The sequence below is a fragment of the Sulfitobacter aestuarii genome, from assembly GCF_042685005.1.
Classification (GTDB): domain Bacteria; phylum Pseudomonadota; class Alphaproteobacteria; order Rhodobacterales; family Rhodobacteraceae; genus Sulfitobacter; species Sulfitobacter aestuarii.
The window spans coordinates 1-23,885 of the sequence record NZ_JBHUMP010000019.1 but is presented as its reverse complement, the minus strand read 5'-3'; the positions used below and the strand labels follow the sequence as shown (position 1 = coordinate 23,885).

The 23,885-nt window shown below is 62.4% G+C and carries 20 protein-coding genes; 13 read left to right on the top strand and 7 right to left on the bottom strand.

What is annotated here, in order from left to right; all coding sequences use genetic code 11:
• Positions 1-110 precede the first annotated feature (110 nt).
• The gene (gene serB, locus ACFSUD_RS16670; RefSeq protein WP_386375639.1) at positions 111-986 is read right to left on the bottom strand and encodes a phosphoserine phosphatase SerB; all 876 of its coding nucleotides are present in this window, start codon (positions 984-986) and stop codon (positions 111-113) included.
• A gap of 157 nt (positions 987-1,143) precedes the next feature.
• On the opposite strand from serB, the gene ACFSUD_RS16665 reads away from it, so the two are divergent.
• Together ACFSUD_RS16665 and serA are read left to right on the top strand one after the other, a co-directional pair.
• On the top strand, positions 1,144-2,307 hold the full coding sequence (locus tag ACFSUD_RS16665) for a phosphoserine transaminase (RefSeq protein WP_386375638.1): 1,164 nt from the start codon (positions 1,144-1,146) through the stop codon (positions 2,305-2,307).
• Positions 2,308-2,375: 68 nt separating this feature from the next.
• Positions 2,376-3,971, top strand: coding sequence for a phosphoglycerate dehydrogenase (gene serA / locus ACFSUD_RS16660; protein WP_386375637.1), 1,596 nt, complete (start codon positions 2,376-2,378; stop codon positions 3,969-3,971).
• Positions 3,972-4,006: 35 nt separating this feature from the next.
• Here serA and ACFSUD_RS16655 read toward each other — a convergent pair whose 3' ends face one another.
• The 4 genes from ACFSUD_RS16655 to ACFSUD_RS16640 all read right to left on the bottom strand — a co-directional run bounded on the left by ACFSUD_RS16655 (position 4,007) and on the right by ACFSUD_RS16640 (position 7,999).
• Positions 4,007-5,044 (bottom strand): phosphatase domain-containing protein, encoded by a 1,038-nt coding sequence (locus tag ACFSUD_RS16655; RefSeq protein ID WP_386375636.1) that lies wholly within the window; start codon positions 5,042-5,044, stop codon positions 4,007-4,009.
• Positions 5,045-5,091: 47 nt separating this feature from the next.
• Positions 5,092-6,135 carry an L-threonine 3-dehydrogenase gene (tdh, locus tag ACFSUD_RS16650; protein WP_386375635.1) on the bottom strand — a complete coding sequence of 348 codons (1,044 nt, stop codon included), beginning with the start codon at positions 6,133-6,135 and terminating at the stop codon, positions 5,092-5,094.
• Positions 6,132-7,319: a glycine C-acetyltransferase gene (locus ACFSUD_RS16645; RefSeq protein ID WP_386375634.1), complete on the bottom strand. Its 1,188-nt coding sequence runs from the start codon at positions 7,317-7,319 to the stop codon at positions 6,132-6,134. Before ACFSUD_RS16645 ends, tdh begins: the two co-directional genes overlap by 4 nt.
• A 113-nt stretch (positions 7,320-7,432) precedes the next feature.
• The gene (locus tag ACFSUD_RS16640; RefSeq protein ID WP_386375666.1) at positions 7,433-7,999 is read right to left on the bottom strand and encodes a helix-turn-helix domain-containing protein; all 567 of its coding nucleotides are present in this window, start codon (positions 7,997-7,999) and stop codon (positions 7,433-7,435) included.
• Between the two features lie 126 nt (positions 8,000-8,125).
• Here ACFSUD_RS16640 and ACFSUD_RS16635 point away from each other — a divergent pair, with 126 nt between their 5' ends.
• On the top strand, positions 8,126-9,307 hold the full coding sequence (locus tag ACFSUD_RS16635) for an acetyl-CoA C-acyltransferase family protein (RefSeq protein WP_386375633.1): 1,182 nt from the start codon (positions 8,126-8,128) through the stop codon (positions 9,305-9,307).
• 68 nt (positions 9,308-9,375) lie between these two features.
• Here the strand turns inward: ACFSUD_RS16635 and ubiB are convergent, their stop codons facing one another.
• Together ubiB and ubiE are read right to left on the bottom strand one after the other, a co-directional pair.
• On the bottom strand, positions 9,376-10,908 hold the full coding sequence (gene ubiB / locus ACFSUD_RS16630; protein ID WP_386375632.1) for a 2-polyprenylphenol 6-hydroxylase: 1,533 nt from the start codon (positions 10,906-10,908) through the stop codon (positions 9,376-9,378).
• Positions 10,908-11,660 (bottom strand): bifunctional demethylmenaquinone methyltransferase/2-methoxy-6-polyprenyl-1,4-benzoquinol methylase UbiE, encoded by a 753-nt coding sequence (gene ubiE, locus ACFSUD_RS16625; RefSeq protein ID WP_386375631.1) that lies wholly within the window; start codon positions 11,658-11,660, stop codon positions 10,908-10,910. Before ubiE ends, ubiB begins: the two co-directional genes overlap by 1 nt.
• Before the next feature lie 91 nt (positions 11,661-11,751).
• On the opposite strand from ubiE, the gene mutM reads away from it, so the two are divergent.
• The 10 genes from mutM to ACFSUD_RS16575 all read left to right on the top strand — a co-directional run bounded on the left by mutM (position 11,752) and on the right by ACFSUD_RS16575 (position 23,827).
• The gene (gene mutM, locus ACFSUD_RS16620; RefSeq protein WP_386375630.1) at positions 11,752-12,603 is read left to right on the top strand and encodes a bifunctional DNA-formamidopyrimidine glycosylase/DNA-(apurinic or apyrimidinic site) lyase; all 852 of its coding nucleotides are present in this window, start codon (positions 11,752-11,754) and stop codon (positions 12,601-12,603) included.
• A gap of 63 nt (positions 12,604-12,666) precedes the next feature.
• Positions 12,667-13,443 carry an enoyl-CoA hydratase gene (locus tag ACFSUD_RS16615; protein ID WP_386375629.1) on the top strand — a complete coding sequence of 259 codons (777 nt, stop codon included), beginning with the start codon at positions 12,667-12,669 and terminating at the stop codon, positions 13,441-13,443.
• 172 nt (positions 13,444-13,615) lie between these two features.
• Positions 13,616-13,879 (top strand): 30S ribosomal protein S20, encoded by a 264-nt coding sequence (gene rpsT / locus ACFSUD_RS16610; protein WP_386375628.1) that lies wholly within the window; start codon positions 13,616-13,618, stop codon positions 13,877-13,879.
• Between the two features lie 522 nt (positions 13,880-14,401).
• Positions 14,402-15,781, top strand: coding sequence for a chromosomal replication initiator protein DnaA (gene dnaA, locus ACFSUD_RS16605; protein WP_386375627.1), 1,380 nt, complete (start codon positions 14,402-14,404; stop codon positions 15,779-15,781).
• A 139-nt stretch (positions 15,782-15,920) separates the two neighbouring features.
• Positions 15,921-17,039 (top strand): DNA polymerase III subunit beta, encoded by a 1,119-nt coding sequence (gene dnaN / locus ACFSUD_RS16600; RefSeq protein ID WP_386375626.1) that lies wholly within the window; start codon positions 15,921-15,923, stop codon positions 17,037-17,039.
• Between the two features lie 55 nt (positions 17,040-17,094).
• On the top strand, positions 17,095-18,192 hold the full coding sequence (recF, locus tag ACFSUD_RS16595; RefSeq protein ID WP_386375625.1) for a DNA replication/repair protein RecF: 1,098 nt from the start codon (positions 17,095-17,097) through the stop codon (positions 18,190-18,192).
• On the top strand, positions 18,189-18,809 hold the full coding sequence (locus ACFSUD_RS16590; protein ID WP_386375624.1) for a LysE family translocator: 621 nt from the start codon (positions 18,189-18,191) through the stop codon (positions 18,807-18,809). Before recF ends, ACFSUD_RS16590 begins: the two co-directional genes overlap by 4 nt.
• 79 nt (positions 18,810-18,888) lie before the next feature.
• Positions 18,889-21,303 (top strand): DNA topoisomerase (ATP-hydrolyzing) subunit B, encoded by a 2,415-nt coding sequence (gene gyrB / locus ACFSUD_RS16585; protein WP_386375623.1) that lies wholly within the window; start codon positions 18,889-18,891, stop codon positions 21,301-21,303.
• 515 nt (positions 21,304-21,818) lie between these two features.
• Positions 21,819-23,153 carry a DUF4365 domain-containing protein gene (locus tag ACFSUD_RS16580; RefSeq protein ID WP_386375622.1) on the top strand — a complete coding sequence of 445 codons (1,335 nt, stop codon included), beginning with the start codon at positions 21,819-21,821 and terminating at the stop codon, positions 23,151-23,153.
• Complete coding sequence (locus ACFSUD_RS16575) at positions 23,150-23,827, top strand: hypothetical protein (protein WP_386375621.1); 678 nt, start codon at positions 23,150-23,152, stop codon at positions 23,825-23,827. Before ACFSUD_RS16580 ends, ACFSUD_RS16575 begins: the two co-directional genes overlap by 4 nt.
• Positions 23,828-23,885: the final 58 nt, after the last annotated feature.

Sequence of the window (23,885 nt, the reverse complement as noted above, 5' to 3'; positions counted from 1 at the left end):
CCGACAAATCCGGTGAATGCTCGAAAGAATGTCCCCAACGCGGACAGTGTGACCCACGACAGGGCGAAAAGCTACCTTGCCGTGCGCAGAGAGGCCGCGCCGGAAGCAGCTCAGCCGAGGAATTCGTCTTTCGCATAGCCCTGCAGGTAGAGAAGCGCGGTCAGATCGCCGAAATTGATCCGTATGTCGCATTCCGCCGCCACCACCGGCTTGGCATGGAGCGCCACGCCGAGCCCGGCAAGATGCAGCATCCCGAGGTCATTGGCCCCGTCGCCCACCGCGAGCACATCCTGCGTGTCGATGCCGAGCCGCGCGGTGATCTCGCGCAGCGCATCGACCTTGGCCTGCTTGCCCAGGATCGGCATCCCGACATCGCCGGTGAGCCGCCCGTTCTCGGCCAGCAGGAGATTGGCGCGGTGTTCGTCAAAACCCAGCGCCTCGGCAACCGCACCGGTGAAGGCGGTGAAGCCGCCGGAGACGAGCGCCGCATGGCCGCCACCGGCCTTCATTGTGGCCAGCAACGCCGGCCCACCGGGCATATGGGTGATCCGCGTGCGAAGCACCTCGTCTATTACAGTCTCGGGCAGCCCCCTCAGCAGGGCGACCCGTGCCTTGAGCGCCGCGTCGAAATCGAGTTCGCCGTTCATCGCCTGCGCGGTGACCGCCCTGACCTGCGTACCGAACCCGGCCACATCGGCCAGCTCGTCGATACATTCCTGTTCGATCATGGTGCTGTCCATATCGGCCAACAGCATCTTCTTGCGCCGACCCTCGCGGGGCAACACCACGAGGTCCACCCCCATCGCCTGACATTCTTCCCAGACCTGCCAACGGTTCGCCGGCATCCGCGCAAGGGAAAATTCTGCCGTCTCGTCCGGTGCCAGCCAGATCGCCTCGCCGCCGCCCCACGCATTGCGGAGATTCTCGACCAAGGCCGGATCGAGAGCGGGGGCGAGAGGAGAGGTGAGCAGAAGGGCAATATACATTCAAAAGTTTCCGATGCGCGCCAGAGATGTCGCAATGAGCATTGCAAGCGGCGCTATAGCTGCATTTTCCGACTTGTGCCAGCGCGGTCCACCCCCTACCCCTGTAGGCGGGACACCCTTCCCCAACGAAGGGCGCATATCTGAGAGGGTAGCATCAATGGCTATTGAACAACCGGCAACGCGGCCGGTCACGAAACCCGTTGCCGTACCGGCAAACCCGCGTTTTTCTTCTGGCCCCTGCGCCAAAATCCCCACATTCGATCTGACCATGCTCGCGGACGCACCGCTGGGGCGCAGCCACCGTGCCGCACCCGGTAAGGCGAAACTGCTGGAAGCGATCGACACCACCCGCGACGTGCTGGGTGTGCCTGCGGACTACCGCATCGGCATCGTGCCCGCTTCGGACACCGGCGCATTCGAGATGGCCATGTGGTCGCTGCTCGGCGAACGCCCCGTGGAGATGGTGGCCTGGGAAAGCTTCGGTGCAGGCTGGGTCACCGATGTGGTCAAACAGCTGAAGATCGAAGCACAGGTACACACCGCCGAATATGGCGAGATCGTCGACATGGCCGCGTTGAACTATGACAATGATGTTTGTTTCACATGGAACGGCACCACCTCCGGCGTGCGGATGCCCAATGGCGATACGATCCCCGCCGACCGCGCGGGTCTGACCCTTTGCGATGCCACCTCGGCAGCCTTCGCGATGGACCTGCCTTGGGACAAGCTGGATGTGACGAGCTTCTCTTGGCAGAAGGTGCTAGGCGGCGAAGCGGCGCATGGCATGTTGATCCTCTCCCCCCGCGCGGTTGAGCGGCTTGAGAATTACACTCCCGCATGGCCCCTGCCTAAAATCTTCCGCCTGACCAAAGGCGGCAAGCTGAATGAGGGCATCTTCAAGGGCGAGACGATCAACACCCCGTCGATGCTCTGCGTCGAAGACTACCTGCAGGCGCTGGACTGGGCGAAATCCGTGGGCGGTCTTAAGGGGCTGATCGCGCGGGCCGATGCCAGCACCAAGGCGATTGCCGATTTCGTTGACGCGCATGATTGGATCGACTTCCTCGCCACCGATCCGGCGACACGGTCCAACACCTCGGTCTGCCTCAAGTTCACCGATGACCGCATTCAGGACGGTGCAGCCTTTGCCAAAGCCGTGGCCAAGCGGCTGGAGGCTGAAGGTGCGGCCCTCGACGTGGGCGCTTACCGCGATGCCCCTCCGGGCCTGCGCATCTGGTGCGGTGGCACGGTCGAGACGGCAGATATCGAGGCGATGCTGCCTTGGCTCGCATGGGCTTTCGAGACCGAAATCAACGCGTAAAACATTCCAGCAGGCGCGTGACCCAGCACGCTGCCCCTGCCCCCATATTTTTGCAAAGGACCACAAACATGGCTCCCAAAGTACTCATCTCCGACAGCCTGTCGGAAGCCGCCGTGCAGATCTTCCGCGACCGTGGCATCGACGTCGATTTCCAGCCCGATCTGGGCAAGGACAAGGACCGGCTCGCCGAGGTCATCGGCGATTACGACGGCCTCGCGATCCGCTCGGCCACCAAGGTGACCGAAAAAATCCTCGCCGCTGCGCCGAACCTCAAGGTCATCGGCCGCGCCGGGATCGGCACCGACAACATCGACAAGGAGACCGCCTCCAAGAAGGGCGTGATCGTCATGAACACGCCCTTCGGCAACATGATCACCACCGCCGAACATGCCATCGCGATGATGTTCGCCGTGGCCCGGCAGATCCCCGAGGCCAGCGCCTCGACCCATGCGGGCAAGTGGGAGAAGTCCAAGTTCATGGGCGTCGAACTGACCGGCAAGACCTTGGGCGTGATCGGTGCGGGCAATATCGGCGGCATCGTCTGCGACCGTGCACGCGGATTGAAGATGAAGGTCGTGGCCTATGATCCCTTCTTGGGCGAGGAAAAGGCCGAGCAGATGGGCGTCGAGAAGGTCGAGCTCGACGAGCTGCTCAAGCGCGCCGATTTCATCACCCTGCATGTGCCCTATACCGAGCAGACCGCCAATATCCTGAGCCGCGAAGCGCTGGCCAAGACCAAGAAGGGCGTACGCATCATCAATTGCGCCCGCGGCGGGCTGGTCGATGAGGAGGCGCTCGCGGAGCTGCTGAAATCGGGCCATGTCGCCGGTGCGGCCTTCGACGTCTTCGCGCAGGAACCGGCGACCGAGAACCCGCTGTTCAACCTGCCCAACGTGGTCTGCACGCCGCATCTCGGCGCCGCCACTACCGAAGCGCAGGAAAACGTGGCGCTGCAGGTGGCCGAGCAGATGTCGGATTACCTGCTGACCGGTGCCGTGACCAACGCGCTGAACATGCCGTCGGTCACGGCCGAGGAAGCCAAGGTCATGGGACCCTGGGTGAAGCTCGCCGATCACCTCGGCGCCTTCATCGGGCAGATGACCGACGAGCCGATCAAGGCGATCAACATCCTCTATGACGGGTCGGTTGCCGCGATGAACCACAAGGCGCTGAACTGCGGTGTCGTGGCGGGCATCATGAAACGCGCCAATCCGGATGTGAACATGGTCTCCGCTCCGGTCGTGGCGCGCGAGAAGGGCATCCAGATTAGCACCACCAACCAGGACAAGTCCGGCGTTTTCGATGGCTACATCAAGGTCACCGTCGTCACCGAGAAACGCGAACGCTCGATCGCGGGTACGGTGTTCTCGGACGGCAAGCCGCGGTTCATCCAGATCAAGGGCATCACCATCGATGCCGAGGTCGGCGCCCATATGCTCTATACCTCTAACGAGGATGTTCCGGGGATCATCGGCACGCTCGGGCAGACCATGGGCGCGAACGGCGTCAACATCGCCAATTTCACGCTTGGTCGGCAGGCCGCGAAGGGCGAGGCCATCGCCCTGCTTTATGTCGATGAGGAAGTGCCCGCCTCGGTGATCGCAAAGCTGCACGAAACCGGCATGTTCAAGCAGATCAAGCCGCTGCAGTTCGACGTGGTCTGAGCACAATCACCGAAGGACGCAGCGTCAGCGCCGCGTCACATTGCCTGATGTGCCTTTCGCGACACCGGCTCCGCCAGCAGCTCGGCGGCGAAGCCCTCGAAGGAGGGGCCATGCAGCAGCGTTACGCCGAGCGCGGCGATTTCCGCCATCGCCTGCGAACTCGCGGCATCCGGCCCCGGCCCCGGTTCGCGCAGCACCACCGCCGCCACCCGCCCCGGATGCCGCGCCACCGCGTCGCGATAGACGAAGGCATCCTTCTGCCCGGTATCGCCGATGAGCACGAAAGCCAGATCCGGATTGGCAGCCATCAGCACGTTGATGCTGCTGCCCTTGTGATCGCCATGGCTGCCGGTGATGAACTGGGTCTTGCTGAGCCCGAGATCGCGCAAGAACTTCGGCCCCCGCAGCAGCCCGGCCCTTGCGAAGATCCGGGTCAGGAAATGATGCAGGTTCCAGGGGCTCGAGCTGACGTAATAGACCGGGTTCAGCCCGTCCTGCGACAGGCTCCGGATGAAGGTCACCGCATCGGGAAAGATACGCCGCGTCAGCGCGTTGCCGGTCAGCGAGGTCCAGAGATTGCGCAGCAGCGAATAGGCGCCGGTTCTGAGCAGCGTATCGTCGATATCCGAGACCACCGCGAAACGCGCCTCTGGCGAAGCGATCAGCACCGGGCAGATCGCGCTGCCCTTGCGACCCGGAATGCTGACAGGGATCTCGCGCCAGCCCGCCCCGATCCGGGCTTCGCGCGGCAGGAGCAGGGTGAAATAGCCCTCCTCGTCGCTGATCGCCGTGACCCCGCGCGCCTGCAGCTCGACACCGGCGACTTCATCGGTGAGGAACAGCGACAGCATCTGCTTGAAATTGAGCCAGAGCGATTGCGTCGGCGCGGGTTTGTGACGGCGCAACGCCGTCAGCACCCGGCCGCGCAGGACCAGGTGATCGGGGTCCGCATAGCCGATATAGGGCTCGATGACGACCCGCGGATCGCGCTGGCCGCGCAGCCGGTCGAGCAGGTATTCCGCCCGCCAGGCGACGCCATGCACCAGCCGCGCGACCGCCGCCCTCAGCCGCATCGGAACGCGGCTCTCTGGCTCACCGGCCGGGCTGCGCGACAGGCCCGCTATGCCTTGCGCCAGTCGAGCACCACCTTGCCCGACTGCCCCGATTTCATCGCGGCGAAACCAGCTTCGAACTCGTCCACCGGAAAGCGATGGGTGATGATCCCGGACACATCGAGCCCGTTCTCCAGCATCGCGATCATCTTGTACCAGGTCTCGAAAATCTCCCGGCCATAGACGCCCTTGATGGTGATCGCCTTGAAGACGATGCGGCTCCAGTCCACCGGGCTCTTGCCCGGCGGGATGCCGAGCATCGCGATGCGTCCGCCCATGGTCATTGCCTCGACCATCTGGTCGAGCGCACGCTGGTTGCCGCTCATCTCGAGTCCGACGTCAAAACCCTGTTTCATCTTCAGCCGTGCGATGACCGGAGCCAGCTCTTCCTCCGCGACATTGACCGTGACCACATCGGCGACCTTCTCGGCCAGTGCCAGGCGGTCGGGATTCACATCGGTGATCACCACGTGACGCGCCCCGACGTGACGTGCCACCGCCGCCGCCATGATGCCGATCGGACCGGCACCGGTGATCAGCACGTCTTCCCCGACGAGGTCGAAGCTCAGCGCCGTATGCACGGCATTGCCCAGCGGATCGAGGATCGCGCCGATATCGTCGCTGATCCCGTCCGGCAGCGGCACCACGTTGAACGCGGGCAGCCTCAGATATTCCGCGAAGGCTCCCTGTTCGTTGACGCCGATCCCACGTGTCGCGGGGTCGAGATGGAACTTGCCCGCCCGGCTCTGGCGCGATTGCGTCCCGATCAGATGCCCCTCGCCCGAGCAACGCTGGCCGATGCTCAGCCCTTCGACATTGGCACCGAGCTCGACGATCTCACCGGCAAATTCATGCCCCGTGATCAGCGGCACGGGCACCGTCTTCTGCGCCCATTCGTCCCAGTTCCAGATATGGATATCGGTGCCGCAGATACCGGTCTTGTTGATCTTGATCAGCACGTCATCGGCGCCGATCTCCGGCACCGGGGCGCGGGTCATCCAGAGGCCTTCGCGCGCATGAAGCTTCGACAGCGCCTTCATCTCGTTGCTCATTGGATCACCCCGCAGGCCTTTCCGGCTTTCTCGAAAGCTGCAAGCGCCTGGTCAAGCTGCGCCTGGCTCAACGCGGCGTTCATCTGGGTGCGGATCCGTGCCTGACCGCGCGGCACGACTGGGTAGAAGAAGCCGGAGACATAGACGCCCTCCTCGAAAAGCCGCGCCGCCATTTCCTGCGCCTTGCCCGCCTCGCCGAGCATTACCGGCACGATCGGATGTTCGCCCGGCAGCAGGTCGAAGCCGAGCCGGTCCAGCCCGGCGCGCCAATATTCGGTGTTCTCGAACAGCCGCGCCCGCAGCTCGTCGCCCTGTTCCACCAGTTCCAGCGCCTTGATCCCGGCCATGACGATGGCGGGGGGCAGCGAATTGGAGAACAGGTAGGGTCTTGCCCGTTGACGCAGAAGGTCGATCACCGGCTGCGGCCCGGCGATATAGCCACCGATCGCACCGCCGAGCGCCTTGCCCAGCGTGCCGGTGAGGATATCGACCTCGACCCCGTGATGGGCAGGCGTGCCCGCGCCCTTCGGCCCCATGAACCCGGTGGCGTGACAATCATCGACCATCACCAGAGCGTCGTATCGCTCGGCCAGCGCGGTGATCTCGGGGAGCTTGGCAAGATAGCCGTCCATGCTGAACACACCGTCGGTGGCAATCATGATGAACCGCGCCCCGTCCTCGCGCGCCTTTTTGAGCTGCGCTTCGAGTTCTTCCATATCGCTGTTGGCATAGCGGTAGCGCCTGGCTTTGCAGAGGCGGATCCCGTCGATGATCGAGGCATGATTGAGCGCATCGGAGATTACCGCATCCTCGGGGCTCAGCAGCGGCTCGAACAGCCCGCCATTGGCATCGAAACAGGCGGCGAAGAGGATTGAATCGTCCTTGCCGAGGAACTGCGCCAGCTTTTGCTCCAATTCGCGGTGAATGTCCTGCGTGCCGCAGATGAAGCGGACCGAGGCCATGCCGAAGCCCTTGGGCGCCAACGCGGCCCGCGCCGCTTCGATCAGGTCGGGATGATCGGCGAGACCCAGATAATTATTGGCGCAGAGGTTGATCACGTCACGCCGACCGACGGTGATCTCGCTGCCCTGGGGCGAGGTGATCAACCGTTCCTGCTTCATCATCCCGTCGGCATCGATCCCTGCGAGAATTTCAGACAGGTGGTCGAGATAGGCTTGGTTCATGACGTGACTCCCTTACAAGGGCTTATCTATCACAACGGAAACCCATCCGAAATAGCGGATTTCCGTTATGCAGGAATTAATCCATCATGCCGGAAGGGCTGCTTGCCAAAGCGTCAGGCATCCTGCACGACAAGAAAGGCTCGCACCGGCCCTTCCACCGCCCGGATCGCATGGGCGACATCGGCAGCATAGCGCGCCGTATCGCCCGGGTGCAAATGCTCGCAGGCCGCGCCGCTGCAGATCTCTGCCACGCCTTCGGAAATGCTGAGATGCTCGCGCGCGCCGCGGGTATGCGGCGGGCTTTCGAGCGCACCGCCCGGAGCGATGAGCAGTTCATAGACTTCGTGGCGACCCGCCTCCTCCGGCGGGGAGAGAATACGGATCCGGCAGCCGCTGCCGAGGTTATTGATCGTCGGCACGGCGGCGGCGCGGAGGATCTCGATCTCGTCGCGTTCCGGCGCGTTGTCGAGCAGACCGGCGAAATCGACCTGCAGCGCGCGGGTCAGGTTCCACAGGGTCGCGATCGTCGGGGAGCTTTCGCCGCGCTCGATCTGGCTCACCATGGACCGCGATACGCCAGAAAGCTTCGCCACGGCCTCGAGGCTCAGGCCCTGCGCCTGTCGCGCCGTCTTCAGGCGGGCGGGCAGCTGGGTCAGAATAGCGTCAGGATTTTCCGTCATGACGGACAAGTGCGGCGGTCCGCCCCTTGCTGTCAAGTCCGTTTGCCGGAGCTCTGACGGGACGTCGGGGCTGACAGACGTTTCAACCTGCGTCAGGATGCGCCAGACCCGGAAAAGGATTTCACCATGGCAGACGATATCTACATCCTCGGCGGCGCGCGTACCGCGATCGGCACATTCGGCGGGGCATTGGCCGGGACATCCCCGATCGACCTCGGGACCGTGGCCGCGAAAGCGGCGCTTGAGCGTGCAGGTGTGGCGCCCGAGCAAATCGGTCACGTGGTCTTCGGCCATGTGATCAACACCGAGCCGCGCGACATGTATCTCAGCCGGGTTGCGGCAATGCAGGCCGGGGTGCCCGATAGCGTGCCCGCGATGAACGTCAACCGGCTCTGCGGGTCGGGCGTGCAGGCGATCGTGTCGGCCGTTCAGGCACTGATGCTGGGGGATGCCGATTTCGCCTTGGCGGGCGGGGCGGAGAGCATGTCGCGCGCGCCCTATATCCTGCCGGACGCACGCTGGGGGCAGAAGATGGGCGATGTGCGCAGCCTCGACATGATGCTCGGCGCGCTGAACTGTCCTTTCGGGACCGGCCATATGGGGGTGACGGCGGAGAATGTCGCCGGAGAACATGACATCAGCCGCGCCGAGATGGATGAATTTGCGCTGGAAAGCCAGAGCCGCGCCGCCCGGGCGATTGAGGCGGGATATTTTGCGGAGCAGATCACCCCGGTCGAGGTGCGGGTCAAGCGTGACAAGGTGGCGTTCCAGCGCGATGAGCATCCCAAGGCAACCACTGCCGAAGCACTCGCCGGGCTGCGCCCGGCCTTCCAGAAGGACGGCAGCGTTACGGCGGGCAATGCCAGCGGCATCAATGACGGTGCGGCGGCGCTGGTGCTCGGCACGGCGGCTGCGGCGCAGAAGGCCGGTCTGCGCCCGCGGGCGCGGATCATTGGCTATGCCCATGCCGGGGTGCGGCCGGAGGTGATGGGGATCGGGCCAGTGCCCGCGGTGCAGAACCTGCTGGCACGGACCGGTCTGGACGCGGCGGATTTCGACGTGATCGAAAGCAACGAGGCCTTTGCCAGCCAGGCCCTGGCGGTCAGCAAGGTGCTCGGCTTCGATCCCGCGCGCGTCAACCCCAATGGCGGGGCGATTGCGCTGGGACATCCGGTGGGGGCCACCGGGGCGATCATTGCGGTGAAGGCGCTTTACGAGCTGGAGCGGATCGAGGGGCGTCGGGCGCTGATCACCATGTGTATCGGCGGCGGTCAGGGAATCGCGCTGGCGATCGAGCGGGTTGCCTGAGGCCGAGGACGGACCGGGGGTTTTGCACCCCCGGACCCCTGCAGAGTATTTGCCGCATAAAGAGGCGGTCAGACCAAGGTTTCGATCAACGCGACCAGCGCCATGGTGAAGGCCGAGCCGACCCCGGCGGAGAGGATCAGCCAGCGTTTGCGCGGGCGGCGTTTCGACGGGGTCTCGTTGCTCTGGCGCAGGAGCGCAGCCTCGACGAGGCCCGGCAGGCGCGGTCCGAAACGGGCGAGCACCCTGGCGGTGCTGGCCATGTCGGCGAGCGCGGCCCGGGGGCCGAGGGATTTGGCGATATAATCGCTGACGATGGGGCTGGCGACCTGCCAGATGTTGATATGCGGGTTGAGAGAGCGCGCCACGCCCTCGACCACCACCATGGTGCGTTGCAGCAGGATGAGTTCGGTGCGGGTCTCCATGCCGAAGCGCTCCGTGACCTCGAAGAGATAGGTGAGCAGCCGCGCCATCGAGATCCGCGTGGCATCCATGCCGAAGATCGGCTCGCCGACGGCGCGCAGGGCCCGGGCGAATTCATCGACATCCTTGTCGGCGGGTACGTAGCCGGCCTCGAAATGGACCCGCGCGACACGGTGATAATCGCGGCGGATGAACCCGTAGAGGATCTCCGCATAGACCCGGCGGGTATATTCGTCGATATGGCCCATGATGCCGAAATCATAGGCGATGATATCGCCGTTCGGGGCGACCTTGAGATTGCCCTGGTGCATGTCGGCGTGGAAATAACCGTCGCGCAGGGCGTGCTGCAGGAACAGCTGGAGCACGCGTTCGGAGAGGGCCACCCGGTCATGGCCGGCCGCGTCAATCGCGGCATTGTCGCCCATCGACACGCCGTCGGCCCATTGCAGGGTCATAACACGGCGGGCGGAATATTCCCATTTGATCGCCGGAAGCTGGAAACCCGCGTCCTCCTTGGTATTGGCCGAGAATTCCGACGCCGCGGCGCTTTCCAGGCGCAGGTCGAGCTCGCCGCGCACCACGCCGTCGAAATGGCGGATCACCTCCATCGGGCGCAGGCGGCGCGATCCCGGCGAAACCAACTCGATCATCCGCGCGGCGAGGTAGAAGGCGTCAATATCCTTGCGAAAGGCGCGTTCGATCTGCGGGCGCAGCACTTTCACGGCGACTTCTTCGCCGGTTTCGGCAAGGCGCGCGTGATGGACCTGGGCGATGGAGGCGGCGGCGACCGGGGCGCTAAACTGGGAGAACATCGCCTCGATCGGCAGGCCGAGCTCCTGTTCGACCTCGGCCTTGGCGACATCGACCGGGAAGGGTGGCAACTTGTCTTGCAGCACGCGCAATTGCACCGCGAGATCGTCGCCGACCACGTCGGGCCGGGTCGAGAGCACCTGGCCAAACTTGATATAGGCCGGGCCGAGCGCCGTGAGGGCACGGGTGGCGGGCGGCATCGACGGGTCGCCCCTGTAGCCGAGAAACTTGAACGGCAGGCCGAGGGCACGGGCCATGAAACGCAGGCCCGGCGTGGCATCGAAGGCATCGAGCACGACATTCATCGCCCCGGTGCGCTCCAGCGTCGCGCCGGTGCGGATCAGCCGCCAGATGTTGTGGGGGCCGCGCATCAGATCTTCCAGCCGGAATGTATCGCCGCGATGCCAAGGCTCAGGTTGCGGTATTTCGCCTGGGCGAAACCGGCGGCACGCACCATGCCGAGGAAGGTGTCCTGATCGGGGAAGTTGCGGATCGACTCGACGAGATATTGATAGGAATCGCGATCGTTGGCGATCATCTGGCCAAGGCGCGGGATCACGTTGAAGGAATAGAGGTCATAGGCCTTCTGCATCATCGGATTCGGCAACTGGCTGAATTCGAGCACCATCAGCCGACCACCGGGACGCAGCACCCGGAACGCTTCGTTCAGCGCCTCCTGCGGACCGGTCACGTTGCGGATGCCGAAGCTGATCGTGTAGACGTCGAAGCTATTGTCGGGAAACGGCAGCGCCATCGCATCGCCGACCACCCAGTCGAGACTGTCTCCGAGCGCCTGCGCCTCGGCGCGCTTGCGCCCCTCGACCAGCATCGGTTCAGTCAGGTCGAGCACCGTTGCATGACCGGAGCCGGCGCGCTTGAGGAAGCGGAAGGAGATGTCGCCGGTGCCGCCGGCCACGTCGAGCAGTCTCTGCCCGGCACGTGGCGCCAGCCAGTCCATCATCGCGTCCTTCCAGACCCGGTGGATGCCGAGGCTCATCGCATCGTTCATCACGTCGTATTTATGCGCGACATCGCCGAACAGATCCTTGACCCTGCCCGCCTTCTCGCTCTCCAGAACCATCTTGGCGCCGAAATGTGTGGTCTTGCCCGTGTGCTCGCTCATCGCGTCTTGTAGTCCTTGCTGCTCATGCCTTGTTATAGTGTTCAGGGCGGCAGGGACAATCCGTGCCATTGCCGCAGGAAGGAAGGACAGAATGCCCGAATTGCCAGAGGTCGAGACCGTGCGCCGCGGGCTGGCGCCGGTGATGGAGGGTCAGGTGATTGCCCGCGCCGCGGTGAACCGGCCCGACCTGCGCTGGTCCTTCCCCGAGGGCATGGCGGAGCGGTTGGCCGGTCAGCGGGTCACGGCATTGCGGCGGCGGTCGAAATACCTGTTGGCAGATCTCTCCTCCGGGGAATCGCTGCTCATCCATCTTGGCATGTCGGGGCGCATGCTGGTCTCGGGTGATCCGCTGGGACAATTTGTCCATGAGCATCCCGCAGCTCAGAAGCACGATCACGTAGTTCTCGACATGGACAACGGCGCGCGGATCACTTTCAATGATCCGCGGCGTTTCGGGGCGATGGATCTGCTGGCCACGCAAAGCGCCGAGGCGCATAGATTGCTGGCGGCGCTCGGCCCCGAGCCGCTCGGCAACCGGTTCAACGAGGCCCATCTGATCGGCGCGCTGAAGGGGCGCGGCATGCCGATCAAGGCGGCGCTTCTGGATCAGCGCATCGTGGCCGGGCTTGGGAATATCTATGTATGCGAGGCACTTCACCGGGCCGGGATCAGCCCGAGCCGGCCGGCCGGGCGGATATCGGCGGCACGGCTGGCAACATTGGTCCCGATCATCCGCGCGGTGCTGCAGGAGGCGATCGCGGCAGGCGGCTCGTCGCTGCGCGACTTCCGGCAGGCCGATGGCGAGCTCGGCTATTTCCAGCACAGTTTCGATGTCTATGGTCGCGAGGGCGCGCCCTGTCGCCGCGCGGATTGCACCGGGGTGATCCGGCGTATCGTGCAATCGGGACGGTCCTCTTTCTACTGTGCGCTATGTCAAAGATAACTTGAAACGTGGGGGCTGCGTGTTATGCCCTGTCTCTGAGCGTAACAAACGAGAGCATTCTTGATGGCTTATGAAACGATCATTCTGGACGTGGACAACCATATCGCGCTGATCACGCTGAACCGGCCGGACGCGATGAACGCGCTGAACGATCAACTCCTGAGCGAACTGGCCAAGGCGCTGAAAGCCTGTCAGGAAAACGAGAAGGTGCGCTGCATCATCATCACCGGCTCGGAGAAGGCCTTCGCTGCCGGTGCCGATATCTCGATGATGCGCGACAAGACCTTCGTCGAGGCGTTCGCCGGCGATCTCTTCACCCCGGAAACCGAGCAGATCCTGCAGATCCGCAAACCGATCATCGCGGCGGTTTCCGGCTATGCGCTTGGCGGTGGCTGCGAATTGGCGATGATGTGCGATTTCATCATCTGCTCGGAGAGCGCCAAGTTCGGCCAGCCGGAGATCAACCTCGGCGTTGTAGCCGGAATCGGCGGCACCCAGCGCCTGACGCGGCTGGTGGGCAAGTCGAAGGCGATGGACATGAACCTCACCGGTCGCTTCATGGATGCAGCCGAGGCCGAGCGTTCGGGACTGGTGAGCCGGGTCGTGCCGGTCAAGAAGCTGATGGAAGAGGCGACCGGCGCCGCGGCCAAGATCGCCGAGAAATCGATGATTTCGGTCATGGTCGTCAAGGAGGCGGTGAACCGTGCCTATGAGGTGCCGCTGCGCGAGGGGCTGTTGTTCGAGCGCCGGGTCTTCCATTCGCTCTTTGCCACCGAGGATCAGAAAGAGGGCATGTCGGCCTTCCTCGAAAAGCGCGAGGCGCAGTTCCGCGACAAATAGAATGACGCGCCGGTGATACCGGTTTGCAATGCGCCGCCGACTGACGTATAGGCGGCGCCATACATGCGCGTGCAGCCCGCTCTGGCTAGAATCACCTTTCCGGTCACGTTCCGGCATGGGTTCGGCGTCACGCAATCCGAAACGCAACATCTGAACCCGAAGGTTGATACTCATGGCAAATACCCCGCAATCCAAGAAGCGCGCCCGCCAGAACGAAAAGCGCTTTGCGATCAACAAGGCCCGCCGTTCGCGGATCCGCACCTACCTGCGCAAGGTCGAAGAAGCGATCGCCTCCGGCGACAAGGACGCGGCCACCAAGGCGCTGCAGACCGCTCAGCCCGAACTGATGCGTGGCGTCACCAAAGGCGTGTTCCACAAGAACACCGCCGCACGGAAAATGTCGCGCCTCTCGGCCCGGGTCAAAGCTCTGGCCTGATCCCAGCGAGGGAATCACCGAAACATCTTACAAATCAAGGCGTCGCTCCGCGGCGCCTTTTTTTATGGAGTGTTGCACGAATTTGGGTGCCGCAGATTCTTTTCAGACAAAGGCGGAGTCAAGTTTGAAGATGTGTTGAAGCCAACCGGTTTCAATTGCTACGACAGGGATGCGAGTCACATCGCATGGGGGGACAGGCTCCGAAAACAAGGCAGATCCGCAAGGGCGCGCCGACGATTTCGGAGACGTATGGTGATCTTCTGACGAAGGCTGCCGAACGGTCTGCGAATGCTGCTGCCAGCACATTTGCCCTGTCACGATACGAGAGCGGGCGGTTATGTCCGGCAAGGCCAGCGCTGAAGAAATCAGCAGCGGCCGCCGGGCGAAACCAATCTGTAAAGGTCCGGAGGACAACATGGTCGGCACCCGATGGGACCGGGGGTATGGCTTGTTGTCTTTCGATTGGTAGGTTTGGGCGGTCGGGCATTCCTTCCGCGTGTGAGACAAGAGGATTGAGGCGCGATGACTTGGGATCAATGGGGCGAAATCGGACAGCGGCTGCTGAAAACGGTCGGGCAGAACAATTTCACCACCTGGATCAAGCCGCTGACGCCCGGCGAGATCCGTGATGGAATCCTGACCCTGAACGTGCCGACCAACTTCTTCGGCAATTACGTCAGCCAGAACTTCTCCGAACTTATCCTGCACGAGGTCCGCATGGCCGAGCCGACGGTCAACCGGCTCAACTTCGCGATCACGCCGCAGATGGCCGAGACCGCCGAAGCGCCCGCACCGGCGGCGGAACAGACCAGCGCCGCGCTGGCCAAGCCGACCCCTGCCGTCGCGCCCGGCTCCGCCACTCTCAACACCGCGCCGCTCGACAGCCGTTTCACCTTTGACAATTTCGTCGTCGGCAAGCCCAACGAGCTGGCCCATGCCGCCGCCCGTCGGGTCGCCGAAGGCGGCGCCGTGACCTTCAATCCGCTGTTTCTCTACGGCGGTGTCGGCCTCGGCAAGACCCACCTGATGCATGCGATCGCGCAGGAGCTGGCGATCCGCAAACCTGAGATGAACGTGCTCTACCTCTCGGCCGAGCAGTTCATGTATCGTTTCGTGCAGGCGCTGCGTGACCGCAAGATGATGGATTTCAAGGAAATCTTTCGCTCTGTCGATGTGCTGATGGTCGATGACGTGCAATTCATCGCCGGCAAGGATTCCACCCAGGAAGAATTCTTCCATACGTTCAACGCGCTTGTTGACCAGCATAAACAGATCATCATTTCCGCCGACCGCGCGCCGGGCGAGATCAAGGATCTCGAGGATCGGGTCAAGTCGCGCTTGCAATGTGGGCTGGTGGTGGACCTGCACCCGACCGATTACGAATTGCGCCTTGGCATCCTGCAGAGCAAGGTCGAGGTGCAGCGCCAGAGCTATCCAAGCCTGGTGATCGAGGACGGCATCCTCGAATTCCTCGCCCATCGCATCACTTCCAACGTGCGGGTTCTCGAAGGGGCGCTGACCCGGCTCTTCGCCTTCGCCTCGCTGGTCGGGCGCGAGATCAACATGGAGCTGACCCAAGATTGCCTTGCCGACGTGCTGCGCGCCTCCGAGCGCAAGGTCTCGGTCGAGGAGATCCAGCGCAAGGTGAGCGAGCATTACAACATCCGGCTGAGCGACATGATCGGCCCCAAACGCCTGCGCAGCTATGCCCGGCCGCGTCAGGTCGCAATGTATCTGTGCAAGCAGATGACCAGCCGCTCCCTGCCGGAGATCGGCCGCCGTTTCGGAGGCCGCGACCATACCACCGTCATGCACGGGGTGCGCCGGATCGAAGAATTGAAACAGACCGACGGGCAGATCGCCGAGGATCTCGAGCTGCTGCGCCGCGCGCTCGAGTCCTGAGCGCCCGCGCAACAGCTGTCGTGGTGCAAGAGGGCTGTCATGCGGCTGCCCCTTGCAATCCTGTCGGCGAATCAACAAAAGTCTTGTGGAAGCATGGGAATTGGGTAGTTTGCCTCTCCCGGCATTGAGGAGAAGGCCAATGAAATTCAGCATCGAACGCGCCGCATTGCTCAAGGCCGTCTCGCAGGCGCAATCCGTGGTGGAACGGCGCAATACCATTCCGATCCTCGCCAACGTCCTGATCGAAGCCGAAGGCAGCGATGTCTCATTCCGGGCAACGGATCTGGATATCGAAGTGGTCGACAAGGCCCCGGCGCAGGTCGAGCGCCCAGGCGCCACCACCGTCTCCGCGACGCTGCTCAACGAGATCGTGCGCAAGCTGCCGGACGGCGCGCTGATCAACATCACCGCCGACAGCGCCGCCGGGCGGGTGACGGTCGAGGCGGGCCGTTCGAACTTCTCGCTCGCCACCCTGCCCCGCGAAGATTTTCCGGTCATGGCCTCGTCGGAATACGCGTCGAACTTCTCCGCTCCCGCGCCGGTGCTGCGGCGCCTGTTCGACAAGTCGAAATTCGCCATTTCCACAGAAGAGACCCGCTATTACCTCAATGGCGTCTACATGCATATTGCAGATGGCGACGAGGGGCGTGTCCTGCGCTGTGTGGCCACCGATGGCCATCGTCTCGCCCGGATCGACGCGCCGCTGCCGGAGGGCGCGGGTGACATGCCGGGCGTGATCGTGCCGCGCAAGACCGTGGGCGAGCTGCGCAAGTTGCTGGAAGACGACGATATGGAAATCGCGGTCTCCGTCTCCGAGACCAAGGTGCGCTTTGCCACGCCGCAGATCACCCTGACCTCGAAGGTCATCGACGGCACCTTTCCCGACTACACCCGCGTCATTCCGCAGGGAAACACGCGCAAGATGGAGGTCGATGCCAAGGATTTCGCCCAGGCCGTCGATCGTGTGGCTACGGTGAGCTCGGAACGCTCCCGCGCGGTGAAGCTGCAGCTCGACGAAGACCGGCTGATCCTGTCCGTCAATGCGCCCGACAGTGGTGCTGCCGAGGAAGAGCTGGCCGTGGCTTATGGCGACGAGCGGCTGGAGATCGGGTTCAACGCGAAATACCTGCTGGAGATCGCCAGCCAGGTGGACCGCGAGAATGCCGTGTTCCTGTTCAACTCTTCGGGCGATCCGACGCTGATGCGTGAAGGCAACGACATGTCAGCGGTCTATGTCGTCATGCCGATGCGGGTGTGAGCGAGCGCGCTCATTCCGAAGCGCCTGACGCCGCTGAAAGACGTCGGCGCCTGAGATGAACGGCCTCCATCTGTCGCGGCTGACCCTGTCGCATTTCCGTTCGCATCAACGCGCGGTGATCGATTGCGATGCGCGCCCGATCGCGATCCATGGTCCGAACGGCGCGGGCAAGACCAATATCCTCGAAGCGGTATCGCTGTTTTCGCCCGGTCGCGGCCTGCGCCGTGCCAGTGCCGAGGACATGACCCGCCGTTCCGAAGCCCTGGGATGGAAGCTGACGGGACTGCTGCACGCGCACGGCAGCCTGCATGAGATCGAGATCTGGTCCGAAGGCGGCGCCGCGCGGCAATTGCGCATCGACGGCAAGGCCGCGGCACAGACGGCATTGGGGCAGATCGCCCGGGTGCTCTGGCTAATCCCGGCGATGGACCGTCTGTGGATCGAGGGGGCCGAGGGGCGGCGCCGGTTTCTTGACCGGATGACCCTGAGCTTTCTGCCCGATCATGCGGAGCTCTCCCTGAGCTATGACAAGGCGATGCGCGAGCGCAATCGGCTGTTGAAGGACATGGTGCGCGAACCGTCCTGGTATGGCGCGCTCGAAACGCGTCTGGCCGAGACCGGAGCGGCGATCCATGCGAACCGTCTGCAGGCATTGGAGGCGATCGCGGCCGCGCAGGCCGAGGCGCAGACCGCTTTCCCGCGGGCCGATCTGACGCTGATCTGCGACATGCCGACCGAGACCCAGGCGCTGCGTGCCGCGCTGGCCGATAGCCGCCGTCAGGATCTCGCCGCCGGGCGGACCCTGATCGGGCCGCATCGGGCCGATCTGCAGGGCATCTACAGCGACAAGGGCGTTGCGGCACGCGATTGCTCCACCGGCGAGCAGAAGGCGCTGCTGGTGTCGCTGATCCTCGCCAATGCCCGCGCTCTTGCCGGTGACATCGGTGCACCGCCGATCCTGCTGCTCGACGAGGTTGCCGCGCATCTCGACGCCACCCGCCGCGCCGCGCTTTATGACGAGATCGTCGCATTGGGCGCGCAGGCCTGGATGACCGGTACCGGGCCGGAACTGTTCGACCATATCGCCTCGCGCGCCCAGCTTCTCGAAGTCACCGAAGAAGACGGCGGCTCCAGAGTCGGACCCCTGACATGACCATCACCCTGCCCGACCTGCTGCTCTATTGCGGCGCGTTGCTGATCCTGTTCCTGACCCCGGGGCCGGTCTGGCTGGCGATGATGGCACGGGCGCTTTCGGGAGGGTTTCACGCCGCCTGGCCGCTGGCGCTCGGGGTGTCGGTCGGCGATCTGCTCTGGCCGCTGGTGGCCGTGCTGGGTATTTCCTGGATCCTGTCCGTGTTCGACATCTTCATGTTGTTGCTGCGCTGGCTCGCCGCCGGGGTATTCCTCGTCATGGGGGCGCTGCTGATCCGCCATGCCGGGGCGAAGATCAGCGCCGACAGCAGCCTGACCCGCCCCGGCATGTGGTCGGGCTTCCTGGCCGGGCTGCTGGCAATCATCGGCAATCCCAAGGCGGTCCTCTTCTATCTCGGCGTGCTGCCTGGCTTCTTCGATCTGCGACAGATCTCCTGGCCCGATGTCGCCGCCATCGCTGCCGCCTCGGTGCTGATACCGCTGGTCGGCAACCTCCTGCTGGCGGGCCTCGTGGGGCGGCTCCGTACCCTGGTGACCGCGCCGCATATCCTCAAAAGGATCAACATGACCTCCGGTGTCCTGCTGATCTGCGTCGGCCTGCTCATCCCCTTCATGTAGGCGCAGAAACTTGCCGCAGCGCCGTGACAACCCCCCGCAGAAACCCTATAAAACGGGCAAATGAAAAGGGTTTTACCGAATGTCCGAGAACGCGCAGACCAGCCAGGATTATGGCGCAAATTCCATCAAGGTTTTGAAGGGGTTGGACGCTGTACGCAAGCGGCCGGGCATGTATATCGGCGATACCGATGACGGCTCCGGCCTGCATCATATGGTCTATGAGGTCGTGGACAACGGCATCGACGAGGCGCTGGCCGGTCATGCCGATGCGGTGACCGTCACGCTGCACGATGACAATTCGGTTTCGGTCAGCGACAACGGCCGCGGCATTCCGGTCGGCATCCATGAGGAAGAAGGCGTTTCCGCTGCCGAAGTGATCATGACCCAGCTCCATGCCGGCGGCAAGTTCGACAGCAATTCCTACAAGGTTTCGGGCGGTCTGCACGGCGTCGGTGTCTCGGTGGTCAATGCCCTTTCCGATTGGCTGGAGTTGCGGATCTGGCGCGAGGGAAAGGAACATGTGGCGCGTTTCGAGGGCGGCTATACGGTCGAACACCTGAAAGTCGTCGGCGAGACCGACCGCACCGGCACCGAGGTGCGCTTCCTCGCCTCGACGGATACCTTCAGCAATCTGGAATATTCCTTCGAGACCCTCGAAAAACGTCTGCGGGAGCTTGCCTTCCTGAACTCCGGGGTGCGCATCATCCTGCGCGACGAACGTCCCGTGGAGCCGCTCACCGCCGAGCTGTTCTACGAAGGCGGGGTCAAGGAGTTCGTCAAATATCTCGACCGTCACAAACATTCCGTGATGCCCGAACCGATCTTCATCACGGGCGAGCGTGACGATATCGGCGTCGAGGTCGCGATGTGGTGGAACGACAGCTATCATGAGGCGGTGCTGCCCTTCACCAACAACATCCCGCAGCGCGACGGCGGCACCCATATGGCGGGCTTTCGCGGCGCGCTGACCCGCACGATCAATAATTACGCGCAATCCTCCGGCATCGCCAAGAAGGAGAAGGTCTCCTTCACCGGCGACGATGCCCGCGAGGGGCTGACCTGCGTGCTCTCGGTCAAGGTGCCCGATCCCAAATTCAGTTCCCAGACCAAGGACAAGCTGGTCTCTTCCGAAGTGCGTCCGGCGGTCGAAAGTCTGGTCGGCGAGAAGCTGGCGGAATGGTTCGAGGAGAACCCGAACGAAGCCAAGATCGTGGTCGGCAAGATCATCGAGGCCGCGCAGGCCCGCGAAGCGGCGCGCAAGGCCCGTGAGCTGACCCGGCGCAAGACCGCGATGGACGTGAACTTTCTGGCCGGCAAGCTCAAGGATTGCTCGGAAAAGGACCCGGCCAAGACCGAGGTCTTCCTGGTCGAGGGCGACAGCGCCGGCGGCTCCGCCCAGACCGGCCGCGATCGCCAGACCCAGGCGATTCTGCCGCTCAAGGGCAAGATTCTCAACGTGGAACGTGCCCGGTTCGACCGCATGCTGTCCTCTCAGGAAATCGGCAACCTGGTGATGGCGCTCGGCACCGGGATCGGGCGGGATGAATTCAACATCGACAAGCTGCGCTACCACAAGATCGTCATCATGACCGACGCCGATGTCGACGGCGCCCATATCCGCACGCTGCTGCTGACCTTCTTCTATCGCCAGATGCCAGAGCTGATCGAGAACGGACATCTCTACATCGCCCAGCCGCCGCTCTACAAGGTGTCGCGCGGCAAGTCCGAGGTCTATCTCAAGGACCAGGCGGCAATGGATGACTACCTGATCCAGCAGGGTATCGACGGCGCAATGCTGCGTCAGGGCAATGGCGAGGAGATCAGCGGCCAGGATCTCGCACGCGTGGTCGATCTTGCCCGGCAGCTGCGCCGGGTGCTCGAAGCCTTCCCGACCCATTACCCCCGCCATATCCTGGAACAGGCCGCCATCGCCGGTGCCTTCGTACCGGGCGCCGTGGACGGGAATCTGCAGGGCGTGGCCGACAAGGTCGCCGACCGGCTCAACCTCATCGCCCTGGAATACGAGCGTGGCTGGCAGGGGCGGATCACGCAGGACCACGGCATTCGCTTGGCGCGCATCCTGCGCGGCGTCGAGGAAGTCCGCAGCCTCGACGGCCGGATGCTTCGCTCGGGCGAGGCCAAACGCTCGGGCAGCTTCACCGACCATCTGCAGGAGGTCTATAACCTCCCGGCCACCCTGGTCCGCAAGGACCGCAGCCAACTGATCCACGGCCCGATGGACCTGCTCAACGCGATTCTAGCCGAAGGCGAAAAGGGCCTATCGCTCCAGCGCTACAAGGGACTCGGCGAGATGAACCCCGACCAACTCTGGGAAACCACCCTGGACCCGGACGCCCGCACGCTGCTGCAGGTCAGGGTCGAGGACATGGCCGAGGCTGATGACCTGTTCACGAAGCTGATGGGCGACGTCGTGGAACCACGCCGCGAATTCATCCAGAAAAACGCGTTGAGCGTGGAGAATCTGGATTTTTGATGTGGTGTAGGTGAGCGCATATTTTTTCGCGCCGTGAGGATGCAGTTAATCCAAGTATTCATTTAGTATCAAGCACTTGGGCAATCGCAGCCAAAAAGTGGCATTTTGTTAGCCTCAGAGACTGATCAATAATGTGTCGGCAGCCAGTGTTTTCGCTCTGAGCACTCGATCCTCCGAATTCCGCCATTGCCCATAACGCTAATGTAGCCAGATCCGGCATTCAACCAAGTGCTTTCGGTAACTTGTTCGCAAGCGCAAAATTGAATTGCACTCCCTGTCACAATAGACCTTCAGTGCATCGTCGATGAAGATCTGCGGCCATATCCACCGACACAGGCAGAAATCCCGGTTGCGGCGATCCAGCGCTAAGGTTTCCAAGTTTTCGGAGATCCATTAGCTGCTCGCTACAAGTGTCAGTCACCGTAGCGGCCTATCCAGCATATTGTAGTCGTGGGCTTATGTAACGCAAGGTAAGGTGCTACAAATCGAACCGGTAACCCTTTGGGAATCGACCTATGAACAAGAGGATCACAACAAGCCAAAGAATTGGCGAAATTGGTGAGAAGGCTGCTAATCTCCAATTCTTGCGAATGGGGTTCCAATTCGATGGACGGTCACGGCTCGAAGCAGGGATCGACGGCATCGCGGAAGTTATGGCGGATGATCAGCCTACCGCAAAAATGATCGCTGTGCAGGTCAAGGCCACAGAGAATGGCGGATATACTGGGGAAACCGATTCCGGGTTCACTTATAGAGTTCGCGCTTCAGACTTCGATTATTGGCGCGGTTCCAACCTACCCGTAATCTTGGTGCTTTACAGAAGCTCCGATGACACTTTCTATTGGCAGTCGCTCGAAAATCTCGTCGGTGAGACTGAACGGACATTGCATTTCAACAAGGCACTGGACGTTTTGGATAGTAGAGCGAAGGATCGCCTTGCTTCTCTCACGGTCACCAAGCAAGGGCACGGATACTACGTCCCACCGCTCGGTGGAGGAGAAGACGCGATTGTCAACATGATCCCATTGAAGCTTCCGGACGAAATCTTCGTAGCGCAAACTCAGCTTTCCCCGCAGAAGGCGCTCGCTCGAATGAAAATGAATCGGGGAATTCAGAGATATGACTGGATGATTGATGGAACTTCGCTCTGGACCTTCTGCGATCCACTGACCACGCCCGTTCGCGACCTCGTTGAGAGGGATCAGGTTGAAAAGATCGAAACCAACTTCCTGGCCACACATGACGCAGTGGATCAGCAACATAAGTTTGCGGGGCTGGTGCGGCATACTTTGGCGCATGACTTTCGAGATCAACTGGGGTGGGATCGAAAGAAACGGCAATTTTACTTTTTGCCGACCCCCGGCAGCGTTGCGCGCAAGTTCCATTACCTGGGTGCAAAGCAGAAGACCCAGGCGGAGGTCGTCAGCGTCTACAAGAAATCGAAGGATGGGAGGCCTGTTGATTACGTTCGGCACCATTCCTTCGTTCCCCGTTTTGAGCGCCTGGCGGATCAATGGTATCTGATCATCAACCCATCCTATCACTTTACGTCTGACGGGGAACGTGGACTTAATTACCCTGATGCCCTGCTGTCCGGGAAGAAGCGCCTTGATACTAACAGCACTGTCAGGGGGCAGGTGATCATGTGGCATCGGCTGTTGTCAGGCATGGAATTTGAAGACGCAGGTGGTTTGCTGGGCTCTGGCCGCGAAGGCAATCATGTCATTGGGTTCGCTGAACTGCCGATCATCGGATTACCAAGAAGTGTCCCAGAAGACGTTTGGGGAGCTAAGGCGCAGAAGGCCAGAAGGCAATCGGCTACGGATGAACAAGGTAGCTTCGACATATGAGCCAGTTCAGGACAAAGATCTTTCCGGAGCCGGAACTGGAGTTTGGTGACCAACACCATCATCCTGCCCCCAGGTTGGGTCTGCTTCAGGCAGGCCCGCTTCAGACAAATTTGGGAGATTCCATAAAGGTCGGAATTGTCGGAAGTGCTCTCACTAAGGAAAACTCGTCTGAGTTCTTGAGCTCGATTGAGGACGGATTCGAAGGCAAGAAGGAGAAACACCCAAACCTTCATCCAGACTTCCCAGGATTGAGAAATAAGAACCCCTATCGCTGTCGATTTGAGGTGGTGGCAGGCGAAGATGGGTTGCTCACGAAGAACCAGATCGAAAAAATTATTAAAGAACAGAGCGATATCCGGGCGATAGAGATGGCGGTAGATGCGGTGATGGCTCAGCTTGAGCAACTGGAGGCTCATCATGATCGCCCAGACGTGGTTCTGGTTGCTCTGCCCGTCAGTCTAACCGAACGCGTCTGGAGGAAGGAGCGTGCGTCCGATGGCGTTATCGACAACGGGACGGCCAAATTCGGAGCAAGCAAGGGTGCATCGCCAAATTTTCGCGGAATGCTCAAGGCCCGGGCGATGGACCTTAGATTCTCGATCCAGATCGTTTGGGAAGATGTCATCAATCCTGATGCCAAGATTCCGCGCAAGATTAACAGGGTGCTGATTTAGTCGCTGATCCGGAACGCTATCCCTTCAACGGCGCCGGTTCGGGTGATCTTCTCACTTG